The sequence below is a fragment of the Nitrospirota bacterium genome, from assembly GCA_016178585.1.
Lineage (GTDB): Bacteria > Nitrospirota > Nitrospiria > JACQBW01 > JACQBW01 > JACOTA01.
The window spans coordinates 25,025-45,749 of record JACOTA010000032.1 but is presented as its reverse complement, the minus strand read 5'-3'; the positions used below and the strand labels follow the sequence as shown (position 1 = coordinate 45,749).

General features: G+C 50.8%; 13 protein-coding genes. 5 read left to right on the top strand and 8 right to left on the bottom strand.

Annotated features, from left to right (window positions below; genetic code table 11):
- Positions 1-519: a tetratricopeptide repeat protein gene (locus tag HYR79_05905; protein ID MBI1821226.1), complete on the top strand. Its 519-nt coding sequence runs from the start codon at positions 1-3 to the stop codon at positions 517-519.
- Between the two features lie 190 nt (positions 520-709).
- On the opposite strand, the gene HYR79_05900 is transcribed toward HYR79_05905, so the two are convergent.
- The 4 genes from HYR79_05900 to glgA form a co-directional block, all read right to left on the bottom strand.
- The gene (locus HYR79_05900; protein ID MBI1821225.1) at positions 710-1,966 is read right to left on the bottom strand and encodes a type II toxin-antitoxin system HipA family toxin; all 1,257 of its coding nucleotides are present in this window, start codon (positions 1,964-1,966) and stop codon (positions 710-712) included.
- 20 nt (positions 1,967-1,986) lie between these two features.
- Positions 1,987-2,310: a hypothetical protein gene (locus HYR79_05895; GenBank protein MBI1821224.1), complete on the bottom strand. Its 324-nt coding sequence runs from the start codon at positions 2,308-2,310 to the stop codon at positions 1,987-1,989.
- Positions 2,311-2,579: 269 nt separating this feature from the next.
- The gene (locus HYR79_05890; protein MBI1821223.1) at positions 2,580-5,519 is read right to left on the bottom strand and encodes a bifunctional proline dehydrogenase/L-glutamate gamma-semialdehyde dehydrogenase; all 2,940 of its coding nucleotides are present in this window, start codon (positions 5,517-5,519) and stop codon (positions 2,580-2,582) included.
- A gap of 72 nt (positions 5,520-5,591) precedes the next feature.
- On the bottom strand, positions 5,592-7,052 hold the full coding sequence (gene glgA, locus HYR79_05885; GenBank protein ID MBI1821222.1) for a glycogen synthase GlgA: 1,461 nt from the start codon (positions 7,050-7,052) through the stop codon (positions 5,592-5,594).
- 228 nt (positions 7,053-7,280) lie between these two features.
- On the opposite strand from glgA, the gene HYR79_05880 reads away from it, so the two are divergent.
- Both HYR79_05880 and glgC read left to right on the top strand, forming a co-directional pair.
- Positions 7,281-9,731, top strand: coding sequence for a glycogen/starch/alpha-glucan phosphorylase (locus HYR79_05880; protein MBI1821221.1), 2,451 nt, complete (start codon positions 7,281-7,283; stop codon positions 9,729-9,731).
- A 15-nt stretch (positions 9,732-9,746) separates the two neighbouring features.
- Positions 9,747-10,967, top strand: coding sequence for a glucose-1-phosphate adenylyltransferase (gene glgC, locus HYR79_05875; GenBank protein MBI1821220.1), 1,221 nt, complete (start codon positions 9,747-9,749; stop codon positions 10,965-10,967).
- A 9-nt stretch (positions 10,968-10,976) separates the two neighbouring features.
- Here glgC and malQ read toward each other — a convergent pair whose 3' ends face one another.
- From malQ to glgB, 3 genes are read right to left on the bottom strand one after another with little or no spacing between them, the layout of a single operon-like run.
- Positions 10,977-12,500, bottom strand: coding sequence for a 4-alpha-glucanotransferase (malQ, locus tag HYR79_05870; GenBank protein MBI1821219.1), 1,524 nt, complete (start codon positions 12,498-12,500; stop codon positions 10,977-10,979).
- A gap of 41 nt (positions 12,501-12,541) precedes the next feature.
- A complete protein-coding gene (locus tag HYR79_05865) occupies positions 12,542-14,971 on the bottom strand; it encodes a DUF3536 domain-containing protein (GenBank protein MBI1821218.1) in 2,430 nt (809 codons plus the stop codon).
- Positions 14,964-17,036: a 1,4-alpha-glucan branching protein GlgB gene (glgB, locus tag HYR79_05860; protein MBI1821217.1), complete on the bottom strand. Its 2,073-nt coding sequence runs from the start codon at positions 17,034-17,036 to the stop codon at positions 14,964-14,966. The genes HYR79_05865 and glgB overlap by 8 nt, the downstream gene beginning before the upstream one ends.
- 124 nt (positions 17,037-17,160) lie before the next feature.
- Between glgB and glk the strand changes: the two genes are divergently transcribed.
- Positions 17,161-18,150: a glucokinase gene (gene glk, locus HYR79_05855; protein MBI1821216.1), complete on the top strand. Its 990-nt coding sequence runs from the start codon at positions 17,161-17,163 to the stop codon at positions 18,148-18,150.
- A gap of 160 nt (positions 18,151-18,310) precedes the next feature.
- On the opposite strand, the gene HYR79_05850 is transcribed toward glk, so the two are convergent.
- A complete protein-coding gene (locus tag HYR79_05850) occupies positions 18,311-19,093 on the bottom strand; it encodes a dienelactone hydrolase family protein (protein ID MBI1821215.1) in 783 nt (260 codons plus the stop codon).
- A 397-nt stretch (positions 19,094-19,490) separates the two neighbouring features.
- On the opposite strand from HYR79_05850, the gene HYR79_05845 reads away from it, so the two are divergent.
- Entirely contained in the window at positions 19,491-20,402 is a 912-nt protein-coding gene (locus tag HYR79_05845) for a formylglycine-generating enzyme family protein (protein MBI1821214.1), read from the top strand.
- The last annotated feature ends 323 nt before the right edge of the window (positions 20,403-20,725 follow it).

The following is a 20,725-nucleotide window of genomic DNA, read 5'->3' as shown; positions in this document are numbered from 1 at the left end:
ATGAAGAAAATACAATTGGCGGTGCTGATATTGGCCGCGAGTGTTTTTCTGTACTCAGGGTGCGCTCCTCTTCGGCACGAAACGCCTTCTCCGCCGCTTTCCTTCCCCCCTCCGGCACCTCCCCTTTCAGGGGAGGAAGGGGGGAGTGAATCTGAGACGCCCCGGCGGATGGCATCGCTTCATTTAACTGAAAAAGGAAAGAGTGAACTGGAACATGGCGATTTGAAAAAAGCGATGGACCGTTTTGAAAAAGCGATTGGATTGGACGCTCAGAATTCGGCCGCCTATTATTTCTTCGCAGAGGCAAGGTTTAAACAGAAGGAGCATTATCAATCTCTCACGCTGTTGGACCGGGCCGAGCAGATGTTGAATCAACAACCCGATTGGCTGGTGAAAGTCTATCTCCTTCAAGGAAAAAATTGGGAAGCGTTGGGGAATAAGAGGGAAGCGGTAAAAAAATATCAAAAAGTTCTTGCCATTGACCCGTCTCAACCAGAAGCCCTGGAGCGCTTAAAGTAATTCAGAGAAGGGGGAGTCTTCTCTGCTCGGGCTCCGAAGTTTATCCTCATCTCTAGAATTTTACATTATGGTGGGATAATCAAAACTTCGAAGAGGTCGCTGTTCAGGCTCCCCCTTCTCCGAATTACGACCTCTGGCGCGCCAAATTATTCCACTAAGCGATAATGATGATCCCCTTTATCTGCATAGTTCACTGCCCATCGAGCGCCGCCTTCAGATCCTGATGTTCAAATGCTGACGCCATGCGGTTGATCTCCCCTTTCGTGAGACCATACCGGGCGGCTTCGTCGCGCCATTTCGAGACGGCATTCCCTACCTGTGCCGCTATTTCGCGGGCTTTGGTGGCGTCGAGTTCGAAATACCCGGCAACTTCCATCGCCAAAGCGAGGGAGGCCGTGTTGTCATCCTCGTTGACCGCTGTGGTGAGGATTCGCGGCTTGATGTCGGTCGGCTGAGGGTTGAGGTCGTAGGCCGGTGAAAGGCGCCAGCCATCCGGACCTTCATAGAGAAACCCGTGATTGCGCAGGTGGTCGTCGGTATTGGAGATCAGAATATTGAAAACCATCCGCCGCCAAAGCGCCTCCATGTCCGCTTTCGGCGCAGCTCCGTGCTGGCGAAGCGCGTCCACGATTTCCAGATAGCTTCGTGTTTCGTTGTCTTTCGACCCCAGCATGCTCATGGCCGAGAGAAAGGGGATGCGCCGTGCGCCATCCCGGTCAAAACGCCGGAGCAGAAGCACAGGTTTGTTCCCCACGTTTTCGACGCGTCTCTCAGGCACCGCGATGCCGGCTTTTTTTGCCAGTGTGAGAGCCACCGCTTCCCACATCACTGTGTTGATTTCATCATCCCGGCGCGGAAACTTCGCAATCGCGAGATGTCCGTCCTTCTCCCTGACCGATGCCTTTGGCCGTGCGCCGCCAAGCGACGACCCCGGCGCAAACAGCAGGCGCAGATCTTCGTCGGTATCCTTCTCCTCCACGACGTGTTCCGCCGCCGAAAGCAGTTTCGGCAGTTCGACCAGCGGCGGTATGCGTTTGACGCCCTCCTCCCTCAGGAACGGTCCGCCTTCACGTTCGGCAAAGCGGAGCGCGCCTTGACGCGCCTCATCGTCCACCAGCAGCAGGTAGTCGATTTCCTGGAGCGTGCGCGGGGCTCCTCCCTCCCGTTCCGCGCGCCTGCGTTCCATGCGGCGCATCAGCGCCCGTCCCCAGCGGTCCGGCGCCGAGTCGCCGATAGCGCCGAACATCGGTGTATCGGTCGGCGTGTGAAATGGGCCGGGACCAAGCTTGAGGGCCGGTTCCAGAGAGAACCGCTCAGGATGTTCAAGCCAGGCCTGGTCGTATTCGAAGGTGGCGCTTTCCTTCCGCTTGCGCACGCGGGACCACAGTCGCCCCACGAGGCGGGGAACGCCATCCAGATCCACGTACACAAGAGCCTCTTTGTCCATCACTCTCCTCTGGTCCGCTTCTACTTCCGCGCTCCGCGAATTCGTTGCGGCAGTTGCTCCTCTACAAGCTGAAGGCCCACGGTGTCGTTTTTCGGATCGGCGAGGTCGGCGAGGCGCTCGACCATGCCCATCACAAAGAGGACCGTAGCATAGATTCCGATCGCAACGCCGGGATCGCCCTTTTCAATCTTGACCAGCGTTGTCCTGCTGATGGAGGCGCGCTGAGCCGCGATAGCCACAGGGATACGCCGCCGCCGCCGGGCGTCACGTATGTCGTGGCCCAGCTTGCGTAGCGCACGCCTGACCGGGATGGGCAGTATCACCGATGATCGACTCGTTCTCATATTTAGCGTCCATAATTATGGTCATTAAGTATTATAAGATATATTATTATGAACGTTAAGTCAATGGAAGCTTTCGTAGCAGATATTGGTCTTTGGCAACGATAGAGAAGCCCTGGATCATCTAAAGTAATTCAATGGGGTGTAGCCTGAACAGCGACCTCTTCGAAGTTTGGTCACCCTTCCTTAGTATCGTAAAAATAGCCGGTAAACTTCGGAGCCCGAGCAGAGAAGGCTGCACCCCATTGAATGACAAACTCTGAGCGTGACTCTTAGGGAATATAGCCTTTTCGCGCGGTGTTTTCGCCAATAGACTTGACCTGCATGAACTGCAGAAGATAATCCGGTCCACCGGCTTTCATTCCAACGCCCGAAAGTTGAAATCCCCCGAAAGGTTGCCTTCCGACGAGGGCGCCGGTTATCTTCCGGTTAAGATAAAGATTACCGACATGAAAATCAGATTTGGCCCTGGCGAGGTGGGAAGGTTTTCTTGAGTAGACGCCGCCCGTTAAAGCAAAGTTTGAATGGTTTGCAAGTGTGAGCGCCCGGTCGAAATTTTCTGCCTTAAAAATGGAGAGGACAGGTCCAAATATTTCCTCGGTTGCCAGGACAGAATCAGGGCGTACATCCTCGAAAATGACCGGCCCGATGAAGTAACCGGGAGATTCTTCCTTCCGATGGTATAAGACCGTGGCTTCCTTCAAGCCGATATTAATGTAAGATTGGATTTTGACCTTTGCCTTTTCATCGATGACCGGTCCCAAAAAAGTCGAGGGGGATTGAGGATCTCCTCTGACCAGGCCGTCTGTTGCTTCCACCAGCCGTTTGACAAAGTGATCGTAAACGGCCTGATGGACAATCAGCCTGGAACAGGCTGAGCATTTCTGCCCTTGAAACCCAAAGGCCGATTCAATCACCCCTAAAACAGCTTCGTCAAGGTTAGCGCTTTCGTCAATAATAATGGCATTTTTCCCGCCCATTTCCGCAATCACCTTTTTAAATTGTTTTTGTCCGGTCTGAAGACGAGAGGAAACTTCGAGGATGCGCCGCCCAACTTCGTTGGAGCCGGTAAACGTGATTAAGGGAATATCGGGATGCCCCGCCAGAAACTCCCCGATCTCTTTCCCTTCCCCGGGCAAAAACTGTAAAACGCCGGGAGGCACGCCTTCGGCAAGAAAGGCCTCGACGATCTTTGCTCCCAGAATCTGGCTTAATGAAGAGGGTTTAAAAATCACGCAATTTCCAGTGACCAGTCCCGCAGCCACCATTCCGGCAGCAAGGGCAAGGGGAAAATTCCAGGGAGGGATGGCGGCCATCACGCCGTAAGGGTGTAAAGAGAGGCTGTTTTCCTCCCCCGGGAACGAGAAAGCCGCCTTTCCAGATTTCGAAAAGGCGTCGAGCCGGATCATTTCATTGGCATAAAACGTCAAAAAATCAATTGCTTCGCAAACATCTCCATCGGCTTCCTTCCAGGTTTTTCCAATCTCCAGAATTTCCATCGCAATCAATTCATGGCGGATCTGTTGAAAATGCCGCGCGACCCTTAAAAGGAGCGCCGTCCGGAAAGAAGGAAGGGTCTGTTTCCAGGCGGAAAATGCCCGAAGGGCCGCTTCAACCGCCTGTTTCCCCTGCTCAAGGGATGCCTGGGAGACCCTTCCTAAAACCTGGGCATTCAATGACGGGTTTACGGCATTGAATGTCTTTCCGGTTGAAACTTTTTTTCCATTGAGGAGAAGCGGGTAAAGCGGGACTTCATGCTGAAGCCTGGAAACCATTTTTTTTAACCCATTTTGAACCTGATCACGGTTTTCCTGAATTGAAAAATCGAGTGGCGGTTCGTTTTTGAATCCGGCCGGAGGATCTGTTTTCAGAATTTCAGATTTTGCATTTAATTGAGGCGGGTTTAACAAATCCATTGACGCGGGCTTATCAGAAAAAGTTTGGTGGAGGATAGAGGTGTTGGCGCTATTTTCCATCAAACGTCTGATGAGATACGCCATCCCCGGAAGCAAATCCCCGATAGGCGCGTAAACCCGAAGCGAATATCCCATACCGGCAACCGCCTTCTGAAGCGGTTCGGCCATTCCGTAAAGCATTTGAAATTCAAGATGCTCTTTTGGAAACCCCAGAATGTCATTCAATGCCATGGCAAAGGTCATGTTCCTGATATTATGACTCGCGATGACCGGTTGAATGACCCGATTATTTTCAATTAAAAGTTTTAAACCTTCTTCAAACTGAAGGTCCGTTTCAGCTTTTTGAGCGAGAACAGGAATAGGCCACCCCCTTTGAAGGGCGAAAGCTGTTTCTGTGTCCCAATAAGCCCCTTTCACCAGGCGGACCAAAATGGGCCGGTTAATCGACCTGGCCCACGAAATCAGCCTGTTAAGGTCTTTAAGGAACTCTTTTAAATAAGCTTGAACGGCAATTCCCGCCGCCGGCTTTTCCCGGAACTCTTCCTCCTCCAATAGCGTCGTAAAGATTTTTAAAATCAGGTCTTTATAGTAAAAAGACTCCATATCGAGAATGATCCCGGTGTTGAGCTGTTTGGCTTTTCTAAAAACAGGCCGAAGCATTTTTAATGACATCTCGATTGAATTTTCCCAATCGAGAGGATCGAGCCGGTGGTAAAGGGAGGAGACCTTGACGGAGATTTGGGACTCTCCTTCTTCCTTGAGTGAAACGAGGTCATCCAGCAGGTTTAAATAACGGGTTTGATAATGAATCCCTTCAGAAGGGCAAACGGTCAGCTCTCCCAAAAGATCGAGGCTGACTTTCCGGTTGGTTTTTTTTAGGTGTTCAATCGCCGGTTTGGCCTGGTCGACGGTGTTCCCAAGAATAAAATGGGAGGACAAAGATTTGACCGCGGAACGGATCGACTTTGCAGCCAAAGGTCCCAGCCACTTCCCTTTCTCAACCTGTTGAAACGCCTGCCTAAAAGGCAAGGGAAGTTCTTTGATTGCGCCGCCGAGATATTCGGAAAAAATTTCAGCAACTTCCGTATCTGTTTTGATCGAGGGGAGCACGTCGATCAACTGAAAAAGGCCGGTTTTAACCCGGGAGTTTTTGAGGGAGAGAGAGATCAGCGAATCGCTCCACCCTTTAGGAGCGGCTGCGGACAAAAAAGAGGGTTTACTGTTTAACCGGTTGATGATTTCCGCGCCAAGTTCTTTTATTTTTTTTTCTAAATCAGCGGGAGAAATCGTCTTCATGTATAAAGTATGGGATGGACAACCCCCCTTGTCAAGATTCTTTATGAAGGGCCGGTAGTGGTCAGGGGGCTATCATTTTACGTTTTTTAAAGCTCTTTCATAGAGCTTCACATATTCCCGTGCGGAATGGTCCCAGGAAAAATCAACCGCCATGGCGGCTTGAACCATTTTATTCCAGACAGGACGGTCCTTAAACAGGCATAGGGCGAACCGAAGGGTCGTCAAAAGTGCGAGAGGACTCGCCGTTTCAAACATGAACCCGGTGGCATGGCCGGATAAAATATTTGAAGGGGTCGCATCGATGATCGTGTCGGCCAACCCGCCTGTCTTTCTGACCACGGGAATGGTTCCATATCGGAGGCTGTAGATTTGACTCAGGCCGCAAGGTTCGTATCTCGACGGCATGAGAAATAAATCCGCCCCTGCTTCAACGCGGTGGGCAAACGATTCATCAAAGGTCAGGTGAACCGAAAGCCTGTCATTGAACCTGCGAGCCTCTCTCAGCAGCTTTTTCTCGAGATCCGGCTCCCCAAGGCCGAGAATGACAACCTGAAGATCAAGACACATCAACTCTTCCAGGATTCCGAGGACGAGGTCGATTCCCTTCTGGGCTGTTAAACGGGAAATGATTCCGACCAGTGGAACATCCTTTTGAGGGAATTTGCATCTTCCCTGGAGCGTCTTTTTACAGATCGATTTTCCTTCCAAAGATTTGGCGTTGTAGCAACGGGGAAGATAGGGATCGCGGGCAGGATCCCACTTCTGGTAATCGGCTCCGTTGATAATTCCAAAAAGGTCGCCCCGTCGTTTTTGAAGGATTCCCTCCAACCCGCAGCCATATTCAGGAGTTAGAATTTCCTGACTGTAGGTAGGGCTGACTGTATTCAGGATATCGGCAAAAACCAGGCCGCCTTTGAGAAAGTTAATTTGTCCGTAAAATTCCAAAGTGTCGGGAGTAAAGGCGTCCCTGGGGAGGTCAAGTTTTGGAAAATCCGAACCGGGAAACAGTCCCTGATAAGCCATATTATGAATGGTAAAAAGGGTTCCCGTTTTTTGGTATAAGGGTTCTCCCCGGAGGCGGGTCTTTAAATAAGCAAAGATCAGCCCTGTTTGCCAGTCATTGGCGTGGAGAATGTCAGGCTTCCAGTTTAAGAGTTTTGGCACTTCCAGTACGGCGCGGCTGAAAACTGAAAATCCTTCCAGATTATCAGGATTATCCTTCCCGTTTTCGCTGTACAGGCCGTTATGGTTGAAGAAAAGAGGGCTGGATAGAAATAAAAACTCAACTGAAGTGCGGGGAAGGTGACTCTTCCAAAGGGTGAGGAAATGGTCTTTCTTCCCGATCCTGAGGGTAAAATCTTTCACCTTTTTAAATTCCCATTGATCCCCCGGAATGACGGCGTACTTTGGCATGATGACCTTCACTTCATGCCCCAGCCGTTCGAGGGCAGACGGAAAGGATCCGCCTACATCCGCCAATCCCCCTGTTTTGGCGAAAGGGAAAACTTCTGACGAGGCATACAGAATACGCATAGAATCGAACCTGAAAAAATAAAGTCTCTTGTATATTTTCATGGAAATCTAAAAAATTGCAAGGAGTAATTTTTACTCTCTCATTTCCGCCACTTGAAATTAATGTGTCAAAGGTTCATACTTTCTACGATCTTTCTCAAGCGTCAATTGCCGAAAAAATGTAACCGGAGGAGTTAAGCTTTGGCTTCAGAATCAAACGAAAAACCTTTTTTATATGAAAAAATCGGAATGGATCCCGCCTCTATCAAGCGTTCATTGGGCAAGCGGCTCCTCTATTCCATGGGCAAAGATCCCGGTATGGCGACAGAACGTGACTGGCTTACCGGAACGGCCTATATGGTGCGGGACCGGCTGATTCAACGCCGGATGGAAACTAAACCTCAGAATCATTTAAAAGACGCCAAGAGTGTTTATTATTTATCTTTAGAGTTTTTGATCGGGAGGTCTTTGACCAATGGTCTGCTCAATATGGGTTTAAAAGATGTTTCTCATCAGGTTCTGTATGAGATGGGCCAGGATTTGGAAAAACTCTGTGAGATTGAGGTGGAAGCGGCTTTGGGAAACGGGGGACTGGGAAGACTCGCTTCCTGCATTCTGGACTCCATGGCGACCCTCCATCTGCCAGGTTATGGGTATGGAATTCGGTATGAATACGGGATGTTCCAGCAAAAAATTGAGGAAGGCTACCAGGTCGAACACCCTGAAAACTGGCTTCGACTTGGAAACCCCTGGGAGTTTCCACGTCCTGAAATGCTCTACCCGGTCAGATTCTATGGCCGGGTCGAGAAGGATCATGTGGAAAACGGCGACCCTGTCTACCGCTGGGTGGGAGGGGACGAGGTGATGGCGATGGCCTATGACATCCCCATTCCCGGTTACGGAACAAATACCAATTCGGTGAACATCTTGCGGCTCTGGTCCGCGAAGGCGACCCGGGATTTTGATCTCAGATATTTTAACAAGGGCAACTATATCGAGGCGGTTAAGGACAAAGTGGCATCGGAGATTATTTCCAAGGTGCTCTATCCCAGCGATTCGACCGTTTCCGGGCGTGAGCTTCGATTAAAACAGCAATATTTTTTCGTTTGCGCCTCCCTGCAGGATATCCTCCGTCGTTTTATTCAAGATCATGGTTCATTGGAGCTCCTTCCTGATAAAGTGGCGATCCAGCTCAACGACACCCACCCCTCCATTGCCATCCCCGAGCTCATGCGGATTCTCCTGGACATCCATCACCTCGATTGGGATCGGGCATGGTCGATTACCCTTCGTACCTTTGCCTATACGAACCACACGCTGCTTCCTGAAGCGTTAGAGACCTGGCCTGTCAGTCTGTTTGAGGCGATGCTCCCCAGACACCTTCAGATCATTTATGAAATCAATAAACGTTTTCTTAAAGAACTGACCCAGCGTTATCCGGGCGACATGGATCTCGTTAAGCGGCTGTCGATCATACAGGAGGAGGGAGAACGACGAATTCGTATGGCCCATTTGGCCGTGGTCGGGAGCCATAAGGTCAATGGAGTGGCCAGACTTCACACCCAGTTGATGAGGGAGACCATCTTTGCAGGTTTTAATCGTTTTTATCCGGACCGTTTCCTCAGCATCACAAACGGGATCACTCCCCGCAGGTGGCTAAATCAGGCCAACCCTCGATTGGCCAGCCTGATCTCTTCCCGGATCGGACAAAAATGGGTCTCTGATTTGGACCATCTTACAGAACTCATTCCACTCGCGGAGGACGAGGATTTTCGCAATAAATTCTATGAGGTGAAGCGGGCCAATAAAGAGCGTCTGGCAGGGTTAATCAAAAAGCATCTCGGGATTGAGGTGAATGTGAGTTCCCTCTTTGATGTTCAGGTGAAGCGTATTCATGAATATAAACGACAGTTATTGAATGTGCTTCATGTCATTACTCTCTATAACCGCCTTCGCTCCAATCCCGGCGCCCAACGGATCCCCCGCACCGTGATCTTTGCCGGAAAAGCCGCGCCAGATTATGTTCAGGCCAAGATCATCATCAAATTGATTCATGACGTTGCAGACAGGGTGAACAACGATCCGATGATCGGGGACCGCCTGAAGGTGGTGTTCATTCCCAATTACAATGTTTCCACCGCCGAGGATATTATCCCGGCATGCGAGCTTTCCGAGCAGATCTCCACAGCCGGGACTGAAGCGTCCGGCACAGGGAATATGAAGATGGCGCTCAACGGCGGATTGATCATCGGAACCCTGGATGGCGCGAACATTGAGATTCAAGAGCAGGTTGGGGAAGAAAACATCTTTATTTTTGGACTGAATGCGGAGAAAGTTGCAAAATTACGACAGGAAGGGTATGATCCAAACGATTACTACTCGGCCAACTCGGAACTCAGACAGGTCCTGGATATGATCGCTTCCGGGTTCTTTTCTCCGGATTCACCCGGCCGATTCCGGCCGATTATAGATTCCCTGACCGGCGGGGGAGACCGGTATTTTTTGCTGGCCGATTATGATTCTTTTGTGGCCTGTCAGGAACGAGTGGAAGCCCTTTACAAAAATAAGCCCGAATGGACGCGTCGGGCCATTTTAAATGTGGCAAACATGGGGAAATTTTCAAGTGACCGCGTGGTTCGGGAATATGCCGAAAAGATATGGAACGTCCGTCCTGTTTTACCCAGCCTGCAGAAACGGTAGAGGTTCACCGTGTTGATTGTTGAAAATACCTTAACCATTATCATGGCCGGAGGGACAGGGACACGCCTTCATCCCTTGACCGCGAATCGGGCCAAACCAGCGGTTCCTTTCGGGGGAATTTACCGGATTATTGACTTTACCCTTTCCAACTGCCTGAATTCAGGTTTTCGCCAGATTTTGGTCCTGACGCAGTATAAGTCACACTCTCTTCAGAAGCACCTGAGAGATGGCTGGTCGATCTTCAATCCGGAAATCGGGGAGTATATTACAACGGTTCCGGCTCAGATGCGGGAGGGAGAGGGGTGGTACGCGGGAACAGCCGATGCGATTTTTCAGAATCGGTTTCTTCTTGAACGGAGCAAGGCCAAACGTGTTCTCGTTCTTGCCGGGGACCATATTTATCGTATGGATTATGCCCGGATGTTGGAGGAGCATGAGCGCCGCAAATGCGAGGTGACCGTGGCCTGTGTTTCGGTTCCCCGGTCCGAGGCCAGATTCTTTGGGGTAATAGAGATCGACGACGATCTTCGAGTCCGAAAATTTATCGAGAAGCCCCAAGCTCTTCCGCCCAGGGAGGGCGTTTCCGATAAAGCTCTTGTGTCGATGGGGATTTATGTTTTTGACCTCCCCCTCCTACTTGAAATCCTCCATCAAGATCATGAAGACAAGGCTTCCGGACATGACTTTGGAAAAAACATTCTTCCCAAAATCATCGGGACCCATACGGTAAGAGCCTATCGCTTCGGCGGGGTTGAGGGACGGGTAACCCAGGATGGGTATTGGCGCGATGTTGGAACGGTAGATTCTTATTATGAAACCAACATGGATCTGCTGAAGCCGGTTCCCCCTCTTAATCTTTACCAAAAAGACTGGCTGATCCGCACCTATCACGGCCAATATCCATCGGCCCGGATGGTTCCGTCTGAATCAGGGGAGGATGGCTCGGTTACGAATGCCATGTTGGCCGCCGGAGACGTGATCATCGGAGCCCGGATTAATCGTTCCATCCTTTCTCCCGATGTCTGGGTTCGTTCAGGCGCGTTAGTCGAAGATTCGATCCTGTTTGAAAGAGTGCGGGTAGGCTCCGGCGCCCGTTTACGGCATTGCATCATTGATAAAGACGTTCAGGTTCCGGAGAAAGAGTCGATCGGATGGGATCTCGAACGTGACCGCGCCCGGTTTACTGTTTCTGAAGACGGGGTCGTTGTGGTGCCTAAAGGCTACCGGTTTGAGTAGGTGGATTTTCTAATGACCGGGTATCCTTTCGTTCCCGGTTCTCCCATAAATGAGGGTCATTTGAGCCAGCCGGGCCGTCAATAACGGGGTAAGCTGATCGGGGAGAAGCCGCCACTCCCAGTTCCCATGCGTCGTCCCTGGTAAATTCATCCGGGCCTCTTCCCCGAGCCCCAGAAGATCCTGAACCGGGATAATGACTGTATTCGCCACAGACATCATCGCCAGCCGGATGAGTTCCAAAGGAATCGATTCCTCATTCACTTCCTTTCCCAGATAGGCAGAAAGCCGTTCCCTGTCTCCGGGGCTGGCCTCTTTCGTGAACCATCCCCGCGCCGTATTCGTGTCATGGGTGCCGGTATAGACCAGACAATTCCCGGCGTAATTATGGGGGGCGTAGGGATGGACAGGCAGATTGTCTCCAAAGGCGAAAACAAGAAGCTTCATTCCCGGAATCCTGAACCGGTTCATGATTTCGACGACATCGGGCGTGATGACGCCCAGGTCTTCAGCAATGACAGGAAGATCCGGGTTATGGCTAAAGAGGGTCTTGAAAAAATCTTCCGCCGGCGCCGGCGCCCAGGTGCCATGCTCTGCGGTCGTCTCCCCTGCGGGGACCTGCCAGTAGCCTGCGAATCCCCTGAAATGATCGAGCCTGACCAGGTCAAATAACTTTAAATTATGGGACAACCGCTCAATCCACCAGGCATAACGGGTTGTTTTAAGGGCCTCCCAGTTGTAAAGGGGATTACCCCAGAGCTGGCCGATATTGCTGAAATAATCTGGAGGAACCCCTGCCACAATCCAGGGTCTTCCTTCCGGGTCCAGGTGAAAGAGGCCGGGATGGGTCCAGACGTCCGCGCTGTTATACTGCACGTAGATCGGGATATCCCCGATGACCCGGATATTTTTGCGGTTACAATAGTTTTTCAACGAGAACCATTGTTTGAAAAAAATAAACTGCAGAAATTGTTCTGACAAGATTTGGTTTTTGAACGCCTCCCGGTACCGGTCAAGGATGTTTTTATCCCGATTCATCAGTCCTGCCGGGAAGTGGTTCCAGGACACCCCGTTAAAATGCTCTTTTAAGACTTTTAAAAGAGCATAATCCTCCAGCCAGGGCGCGTTTTCTTTACAAAAAGCGGCGAATTCAGGATCTTTTTCCAGGGAGGATTGATAGCTTTCATACGCCCGATGCAGGATTTTTTTCTTAAACAGAGTGGCGGCTTCATAATCGACCCTCCGGGCCGGGAGCGAAGGAAAGGCGTCGAGGTCGGATCTCGAAAGGAGGCCTTCTTTTTCAAGCAGTTCAGGGCTGATCAGCAGAGGATTTCCTGCAAAGGCAGAGTCGCTATTGTAGGGAGAGTTGCCCATGAACGTGGACGTGGGGTTGATGGGGAGAACCTGCCAGTAGCTTTGCCGGGCTTCAAAAAGAAGATCCGCAAACCGGTAAGCCGAGGGTCCCAGATCCCCAATACCAAAGGGAGAGGGGAGCGAGCTGACATGAAGCAGGAGTCCGCTTCCCCTCCGGTACAACCCTGTTGTCCTCTGATCCGTCAAAAAACCTTGTTCTTTCATCAGGAGACCTTGATGTGGAGATATTGTCCCAACTGGAGGAAAGTGTCCGTCCACTGTTTAGCGTGCCGGTTTCCCTCCTTTGTCTGTTCATCCATTTTTGTGTAAAAACTCTTTCCGATCGAAAAGTAGAGGTTTTGCGACTTCCACAGGTTCAGCTCAATTTGAAGAGGGGTCAGAATTTCAAGAATATTTTTAACGGACGCCATCAGGGCAACGTCTTCCGGGTGGAGGGAGGACCGTTTCAAAAGCGCTTCGATTTGAGCGCTGGCCAAAAATCCAATGGTGGCGGTGTCCAGTCTCACAGACCATCGCTTGACCTCCCTGATAAGCTTTTCCAAACGGACCAGGTCTATCTCCTTTTGCTGAAGAGTGTCCTGCAGGTTGGCGTTGATCACAAAATCCGTTGCAAGCAACAGCGGTTTGGGGATGGGGATTTGAAGACTCTGGAAGAAATTCATCAGAGTATAGTGGTTTTCATGAATCTGACCATATGCGGCGGCAATCTCTTTATAAGTAAGCTTTAAGATCTGTTTCAGAACCTGACGCTGTTCATCTTTAAACAGGTCTGAAACCGAAAAACTATGTTCTCCAAAATGTTTGTCCAGCAGGCGGATCACCTCGGGAACATCGCCTTTCTCAAAAGCGGGCCGGATCTCCTCCTGCAGGGTGGAAAAGATCTCCTCACCCTGGAACGGACAGGCCCCCCCCTTGATATTGTGATCTCCCAGGTGCAAAACGGCAAAACTGAGGAGACTCTCGTCCCAGGTGATGTCGGAGGCGACCCGGCTTTTCCCTATGACCAGTTTCAGTTTCCCGGTTGTCAGTCGTTCGTGCCCTTCATTGTAGATGGTGTAGCAATAAATCTTGACACAATCGGGACAGGAATCAAAAAGTGACATCATCGCATGGTGAGCCCCTGCCCGCAGCAGATTGACCTGTGCTGGTTTGACAAAATTCTCATAGACTACGGCGCCATCTTCATGCCGGTTACCGGGAGCCTCCTGAAGGATTCTCATATACTCCGGCTCGAGGGAGGCTCCCTGTGTCTCTTCCGCAAGCTGTATGACTCTGGCGGCATACTGCATCACCTGAACGGTCTCTATCCCCGAGATGTCATCGAAGAACCAGCCGCAGCTGGTATACATCAGCATGGCATGCCGCTGCATTTCCAGAAGTTTTAACATCCGGGACCGTTCATTCTGGCTCAGGGGTTTGGCCTCATGACGCCTTAAAAATTGCTCGACATGAGTTCTGGACCGGTTCGAGATCACTTCGATATACTCATCCCTTGCCCGCCACGGGTCCCGGAGATAACCAGCGGCGCTTTCTTCATAGATTGCCGAGGCACGGTCTCTCAGCCAATCCATGGCCTCGCGCAAGGGTTTCCTCCACGTCTGCGTCCATTCCGGTTGCATTCCTGAATTACATCCGCAATTGTCCCGCCACCGCTCAATGCCGTGAACACAACTCCAGGAGGTTTTTTCGCCGATCTCAATCATATGGGTGGGGGGATGTTTTTCAAGATATTCCCCGTAATTGGTTAATTCGGTCATCTTTTCCGACTCGATGGAATCGAGGCAGGTGGAGAGCGCCATATCGCCGTAGCGGTGATGGTGTCCGTAGGTTTCCCCGTCCGTGGCGATATGGACCAACTGGGGCCAGTCCCGGTCTTCATGAAAGGCCCCCAGAAGCCTCCTGGCAAAGGCCTCTCCATTGCTCAATAATCCTCCAAAGGCGACATCCCGCGAGATGGGCCCATCGTACACAAAAATATGGATCGCTTTTCCGGAGGGGAGCGGGCAGAGATAAGCCATGGTGGGATCAAACCTTCCCCCCTCGACCTCCTGCCATTTTTCTCCCGAAATTTTCTTGACCCTCCGGACCTGATGGGGAGCCAGGACGGTAAACCGGATGCCTGAATCGGCAAGGATCTCAAGGGTTTCAAGATCAACGGCGGTTTCCGGGAGCCAGAGGCCTTCGGGGTGCCGGCCAAACCGCCTGGCAAAGTCCCGTATTCCCCAGAGAACCTGCGTCGTTTTGTCCCTTTTGCCGGCCAGGGGCATAATCATGTGGTTATACACCTGGGCCATTGCCGATCCATGTCCCGAGAATCGCTTGATGCTGATTTTGTCCGCTTCTAAAATAGCCTGATACACCTCGGGTTGATGCCGCTCCAGCCAGGATAACAGGGTGGGCCCGAAGTTAAAGTTGATCCTGGCATAGTTATTCACGATATCGATAATCTTGCCCTCTGAGCCAAGGATACGGGAGGCCGTATTAGGGGCGTAGCACTCTGCGGTGATCCTTTCATTCCAGTCATGATAAGGATAGGCCGAGTCCTGGAGTTCTACTTCTTCAAGCCAGGGATTCTCCCGCGGAGGCTGGTAAAAATGTCCGTGGATGCAGATATATCTGTTATCGCTATTCATTTTCATCAGTGACCATGAGGGATGGGATCGATTCTTTGCTGGTGAAAAAAAGAATACCCAGCGGGGGTAAAGTCAGTAAGAGGGAGCAGGGTCGCCCGTGGGCCGGAGTGGAAGCGGCCTCCACTCCTCCAAAATTTCCGCCGCCGCTTCCGCCATAGATTGAAGCATCACTGTTGAGGATCTCCCTCCAGAAACCACCCCGGGGGATGCCAATCCGGTAACGGTTCCGGGCAACGGGTGTAAAATTGCACACCACAAGGAGGATATCCTTTGTCGTTCTGCCCTTTCGGATAAAACTGAGAACGCCCTGTTCCCAGTCCTGAAAATCTATCCATTCAAATCCCGCCGGGTCGGAGTCCAGCTCGTACAGGGCCGGCTCTGATCTGTAGAGACGGTTGAGGTCTTTAACCCAGCGCGAGATTTCCCGGTGATAGGGTTGGCGGAGGAGATGCCATTCAAGGCTTTCTTCATGGTTCCACTCCTTCATCTGGCCGAATTCTCCACCCATAAACAGAAGCTTCTTCCCGGGCTGGCCATACATGTAGCCATATAACAGTCTTAAATTGGCAAAACGCTGCCATTCATCTCCCGGCATTTTCCGAATGAGCGAGCCTTTTCCGTGCACCACCTCGTCATGAGAGAGGGGGAGAACAAAGTTTTCCGAAAAGGCGTACCAGAGGATGAACGTGAGGAGGTCATGGTGGTATTTTCGATAGAGGGGATCTATTGAAAAATACTTCAGGGTATCGTGCATCCAACCCATGTTCCACTTCATTCCAAAGCCAAGGCCGCCGAGATAAGTGGGTTTCGAGACCATGGGCCAGGCGGTGGATTCCTCCGCAACGGTTTGGGCATCCGGGATTTCTCCGTACACCGTTTCATTCAACCGCCTCAAAAAGGCAATGGCCTCCAGGTTTTCCCGCCCCCCATGTTCATTGGGAATCCATTCCCCTTTCTTTCTGGAGTAGTCCAGGTAGAGCATGGAAGCCACCGCGTCTGCCCGGAGGCCGTCGGAATGATATTTCTTTAGCCAAAAAATACCGCTGCTGATCAGAAAAGAACGCACTTCCAGGCGGCCATAGTTAAAGATAGAGCTTTTCCAGTCAGGATGGAATCCTTTTCGAACATCCGCATGCTCGTAAAGGTGTGTCCCGTCAAAATAGTAGAGCCCATGCTCGTCCGAAGGGAAATGAGAAGGGACCCAGTCCAGGATCACGCCAATTCCCTGTTGATGGAGAAAATCTACAAAGTACATGAAATCCTGAGGCGTTCCATAACGGCAAGTGGGAGCAAAATATCCGACAGTCTGATACCCCCATGAACCGTAAAAGGGGTGTTCCATCACCGGCAGCAACTGGACATGGGTAAAGTCCGTTTCCCTGATATACCCGGCAAGACCATGGGCGAGTTCCCGATAGGTCAAAAACCGGCGAGCCTCTTCAGGGTGTTGTTTCCAGGAGCCAAGATGGACTTCATAGATGGCTAAAGGGGCTGTGAGAGCATTGGCACGGGACCTTGTCTTCATCCATGCCTGATCCTGCCAGTCATAGCTGAGGTCCCAGACCACCGAAGCCGTCTTGGGAGGGGGTTCCCAAAAGAAGGCAAAAGGATCCCCTTTCTGAACCGTGTAACGGTTATGTCTGGAGATAAGGCGATATTTGTAGAGCGCCCCCTCTCCTACACCCGGAACGAAGCCTTCCCAGACGCCCGACCCGTCTTTTCTCACCCGGAGGGGATGTGAGCTGGAATTCCATTGATTAAAGTCGCCGATGACCGAAACCTCTTCCGCATTAGGGGCCCAAACGGCAAAGAGGGTTCCTTTTAGACCCTCAACCGTCATGAGGTGCGCACCCAGTTTTTCGTAAAGATGAAAGTGATTTCCTTGTTTAAAAAGGTAGATATCGTATTCCGTTAAAAGGCTCACAGAATAAAGGATATTTTGAATGGGCAAGAGCGGTTGGTCACCCAAGAACAGAGTTAGAAAGCTGTCATTGCGAACAAAGTGAAGCAATCTCAAGACTTTACGATAAGATTGCCACGCACCCTTCGGTGCTTGCAATGACATGATTAATAAGTGGGTGCGAAGTCTATCGCTGGTCTTGGGTCTTTTTCGCCGTTATTGAAAAAGCGCGGGTTCAGGAGTATATTTTAAACCTTCTCTATCCATCTTAAAAGACGAAGGAACTTCAATGATTCTGGCAGGGGACGTAGGAGGAACCAAAACCACGCTTGGAATTTTTGAGTCTCAACGGGCCGGGATTTTACTCAAGGAAGAACAAACTTTTTCAAGCCGGCGCTATTCCAGTTTTGAAACCGTTTTAAAGGCGTTTCTTCAAGACAAAACCGTGAAAGTGGACCGGGCGGCTTTTGGGGTGGCCGGGCCCGTATTCAGTGGCCGGTGTGAAACGACCAATCTTCCCTGGTTGATCGACGCGTCTCAAGTCAGCCGGCAGTTTGGAATTCCTTCCGTTTTCCTGCTAAATGATCTGGAGGCGGCCGCCTACGGCGCTCTCCTTCTGAAGGAGGAAGAAATTAAATGGCTCCAGTCCGGGGAGCCTGACCCATACGGCAACAGAGCCATTATTGCCGCCGGAACCGGTCTGGGAGAGTCGACTCTCTACCGGAAGGGCGCGAACTTCCGGACCATGGCTTCGGAAGGAGGGCATTGCGATTTTGCGCCGCGAACCTCCCTTGAAATCAAACTGCTGGAATATTTATGGAACCGTTTCGGGCATGCCAGTTATGAGCGGGTTCTTTCCGGTCCCGGTCTTTTGAATCTCTATGCTTTTTTAAAGGAGTCAGGTGATGGCGGGGAGCCGTCCCGGATAAGCCAGCGGATGGAAAAAGAAGACCCTGCCGCGGTGATTTCAGAGATTGCGCTCAAGGGAGACGACCCCCTCTGTATCAGGGCTCTTGATCTGTTTGTGTCGATTTACGGCGCCGAAGGAGGAAATCTTGTTCTAAAGAGCATGGCGACGGGCGGCCTTTATATTGCCGGAGGAATGGCATCTAAGATTCTGCCCAAACTGATGGACGGAACCTTTATCAAAGCTTTTCAAGACAAGGGACGGTTCTCCGCTTTAATGCGCCGGATTCCGGTCGGAGTGATTTTAAACGAAAAAGCTCCTCTTGCAGGGGCCGCGCAATTTGCCTTTTTAAACAATGACCCCGCCTTCTGAACTCAGAAAAACCGGATGATTAACGCCCGGCAGGTTTCAGACCCAAGAACAGAGTTAGAAAGCTGTCATTGCGAACAAAGTGAAGCAATCTCAAGACTTTAAAGATTGCCACGCACCCTTCGGTGCTCGCAATGACATGATTAATAAGTGGGTGCGAAGTCTATCGCTGGTCTTGGGTCAGATACCTGCAGAACCACTCCGCCGCCAGTTCCGCCGCCTTTTCCAGTGTTCCCGGTTCTTCAAACAGGTGTGTCGCGCCGGGAATCATGACCAGTTCTTTTTCTCCTTTAAGCAGATCAAACGCCATCCGGTTAAAACCGATGACCGGTAAATCATCTCCTCCCACGATTAAAAGAGTCGGGGCTTTTACATGAGGCAAAGATTCTCTTGCCAGATCAGGCCGTCCGCCCCGTGAAACCACCGCCCCTATTTTTGTTCCCAATTTTGCGGCCGCGTCAAGGGCCGCCGCCGCTCCTGTGCTTGCGCCGAAATAGCCTGTCGCATATTCCCGGCTCCGGGATCGGGAAGGCGCCGGTCTTTTCGGTTTCAGGTAATCGGCTAACCATTGGGTGGCTCCCATCAGCCTTGTGGTCAAAAGGTGAATATTAAAGCGTGTTTCATAGTTTTGGTCTTCTTCGCCGGTCAAGAGGTCCAGCAACAAGGTGGCGAGCCCTTCTTTACGCAGGACTTTTGCCACAAAATTATTTCTGGGACTATGCCGGCTGCTGCCGCTTCCATGGGCAAATATAACCACCCCTTGCGCCCCGGAGGGGATAGCCACTGCTCCTTCCAGGGTAACATCCTCCAGGGAAATCAACACCTCTCGAATTTCTTCTTTTATCGCCAAGAACAGAGTTAGAAAGCTGTCATTGCGAACAAAGTGAAGCAATCTCAAGACTTTACGATAAGATTGCCACGCACCCTTCGGTGCTCGCAATGACATGATTAATAAGTGGGTGCGAAGTCTATCGCTGGTCTTGGGTTCGGAGCGCTTCAAATAAAAATCAAATAAGTTTAGTCTATCATAAGGCCTGGATTTAAGGTAAAGCTTCTTTTGTAGGTAACCCTTCAGTGAAGGGTGGGCATTGACGAAAGTGCCTGGTATGCCATGGATGGAGACTTCGATGAATTTTGCTTATCCAACCTTAATGTCGTCATCTAGAGATGAGGATAAATTCATCGGCGTCGGAAGGAATGGCGTTCCAGGCGCTTGAGAACCGTTGACTGAACGATTACTTTTGTAGTTTGGTTAAAGGGTAAAATAAGGTTAATATGTCTCCAGCCCATTGGGAAATTTTTTTAATGAGGTTGGCTTCGTTCATAAACAGAGGAGGCGCCGATTGCCAAAATGGATGGTGGTTTTCATCATTTTGTTTTTTGTTTGGGTTGTTTTGTACAGTGTAAAAGAGGTCCGGGAGCAGAATCAACAGTTAAGGTCGGCAGGAATGGTTGTCATCCAGGGAGGCTGCTATGAGATGGGAGATCACTTCGGCAAGGGGGGCGAAGATGAACGCCCTGTCCATGCAGTCTGCGTGGATCCATTTTATCTGGGAAAATATGAGGTTACCACGGGAGAATTCCGCCAATTCGCGCAGGAGACAGGGTATCAAACTGAAGCCGAAAGATCGGATGGATGCGAGATTCGGGCCGGCGGGGATTTTATGAGAGACCGGAAAAAGAATTGGCGGAATCCTGGTTTTGCTCAAACTGAAAGAGATCCCGTGGTCTGTGTTTCCTGGAATGATGCCAGTCAATATATCGGATGGATGAAGAAGAAAAGTCCAAAAAAAGCCATGGAGTACAGGCTTCCGACGGAGGCAGAGTGGGAATTCGCCGCAAGAGAAAGGGGAAAACTGATTCAATATCCCGGGTTAAATGAAATGCCATCTGAAAACACAGCAGATGAATCGTTTAAACGGACGTTCCCCGATATGAAAATCTGGATCGGTTATAATGACGGTTATGTTTTTACCTCGCCGGCAGGGAGTTTCAGACCCGCTGAACAGGGTTTGTATGACATCGATGGGAATGTGAATGAATGGATCCAGGACAGGTACGGGGAAGATGTCTATAAAGAAGGTCCCAAAACAAATCCCGCGGGGCCTTCAACGGGAAGGTTCCGGGTGATTCGCGGCGGGTCCTGGGCGGATGAACCGGTGAAAATTCGTTTGTCCGCCCGCCAAAAGAAAGAACCGGGTTACCGGAGCAATACGGTTGGATTCCGTCTGGCGCTTCCCTTGACTGAGCGGTAAGTCTTTATAAAGCTCTTCCCTGTCAGCCTGTTACGTTAGTGTATGTATAAAATCGCGTGCTAAGCCTTTTTCTTTTTGGGTTTCTTTTTTTCTTTGCGAATCGTTTTCTCGCCCATTCGATTACCCCTCCTTTTTCTGTTCAATGTGAGTCCTGCGCCAACGGTGTCATAGTAGCATCCGTGACATCAAAAAAACAATGTTTTTGAAGCGCGGACGCGGAGTTTCACTGGAACGTCCCCAGAGGGGAAAGGATGCCATTTTGAGAAAGAAATTGTTTTATCAGGCGCCCGTTGATATTTGTCCTATCCTTCTGAGTCTAAGAA

Excerpts from the sequence above, each read along its gene's own strand:
- HYR79_05905 (MBI1821226.1), top strand. The coding sequence starts at position 1 with ATGAAGAAAATACAATTGGCGGTGCTGATATTGGCCGCGAGTGTTTTT.
- HYR79_05900 (MBI1821225.1), bottom strand. The coding sequence starts at position 1,966 with ATGGACAAAGAGGCTCTTGTGTACGTGGATCTGGATGGCGTTCCCCGC.
- HYR79_05895 (MBI1821224.1), bottom strand. The coding sequence starts at position 2,310 with ATGAGAACGAGTCGATCATCGGTGATACTGCCCATCCCGGTCAGGCGT.
- HYR79_05890 (MBI1821223.1), bottom strand. The coding sequence starts at position 5,519 with ATGAAGACGATTTCTCCCGCTGATTTAGAAAAAAAAATAAAAGAACTT.
- glgA (MBI1821222.1), bottom strand. The coding sequence starts at position 7,052 with ATGCGTATTCTGTATGCCTCGTCAGAAGTTTTCCCTTTCGCCAAAACA.
- HYR79_05880 (MBI1821221.1), top strand. The coding sequence starts at position 7,281 with ATGGATCCCGCCTCTATCAAGCGTTCATTGGGCAAGCGGCTCCTCTAT.
- HYR79_05865 (MBI1821218.1), bottom strand. The coding sequence starts at position 14,971 with ATGAATAGCGATAACAGATATATCTGCATCCACGGACATTTTTACCAG.
- glgB (MBI1821217.1), bottom strand. The coding sequence starts at position 17,036 with ATGTCATTGCAAGCACCGAAGGGTGCGTGGCAATCTTATCGTAAAGTC.
- glk (MBI1821216.1), top strand. The coding sequence starts at position 17,161 with ATGATTCTGGCAGGGGACGTAGGAGGAACCAAAACCACGCTTGGAATT.
- HYR79_05850 (MBI1821215.1), bottom strand. The coding sequence starts at position 19,093 with ATGTCATTGCGAGCACCGAAGGGTGCGTGGCAATCTTATCGTAAAGTC.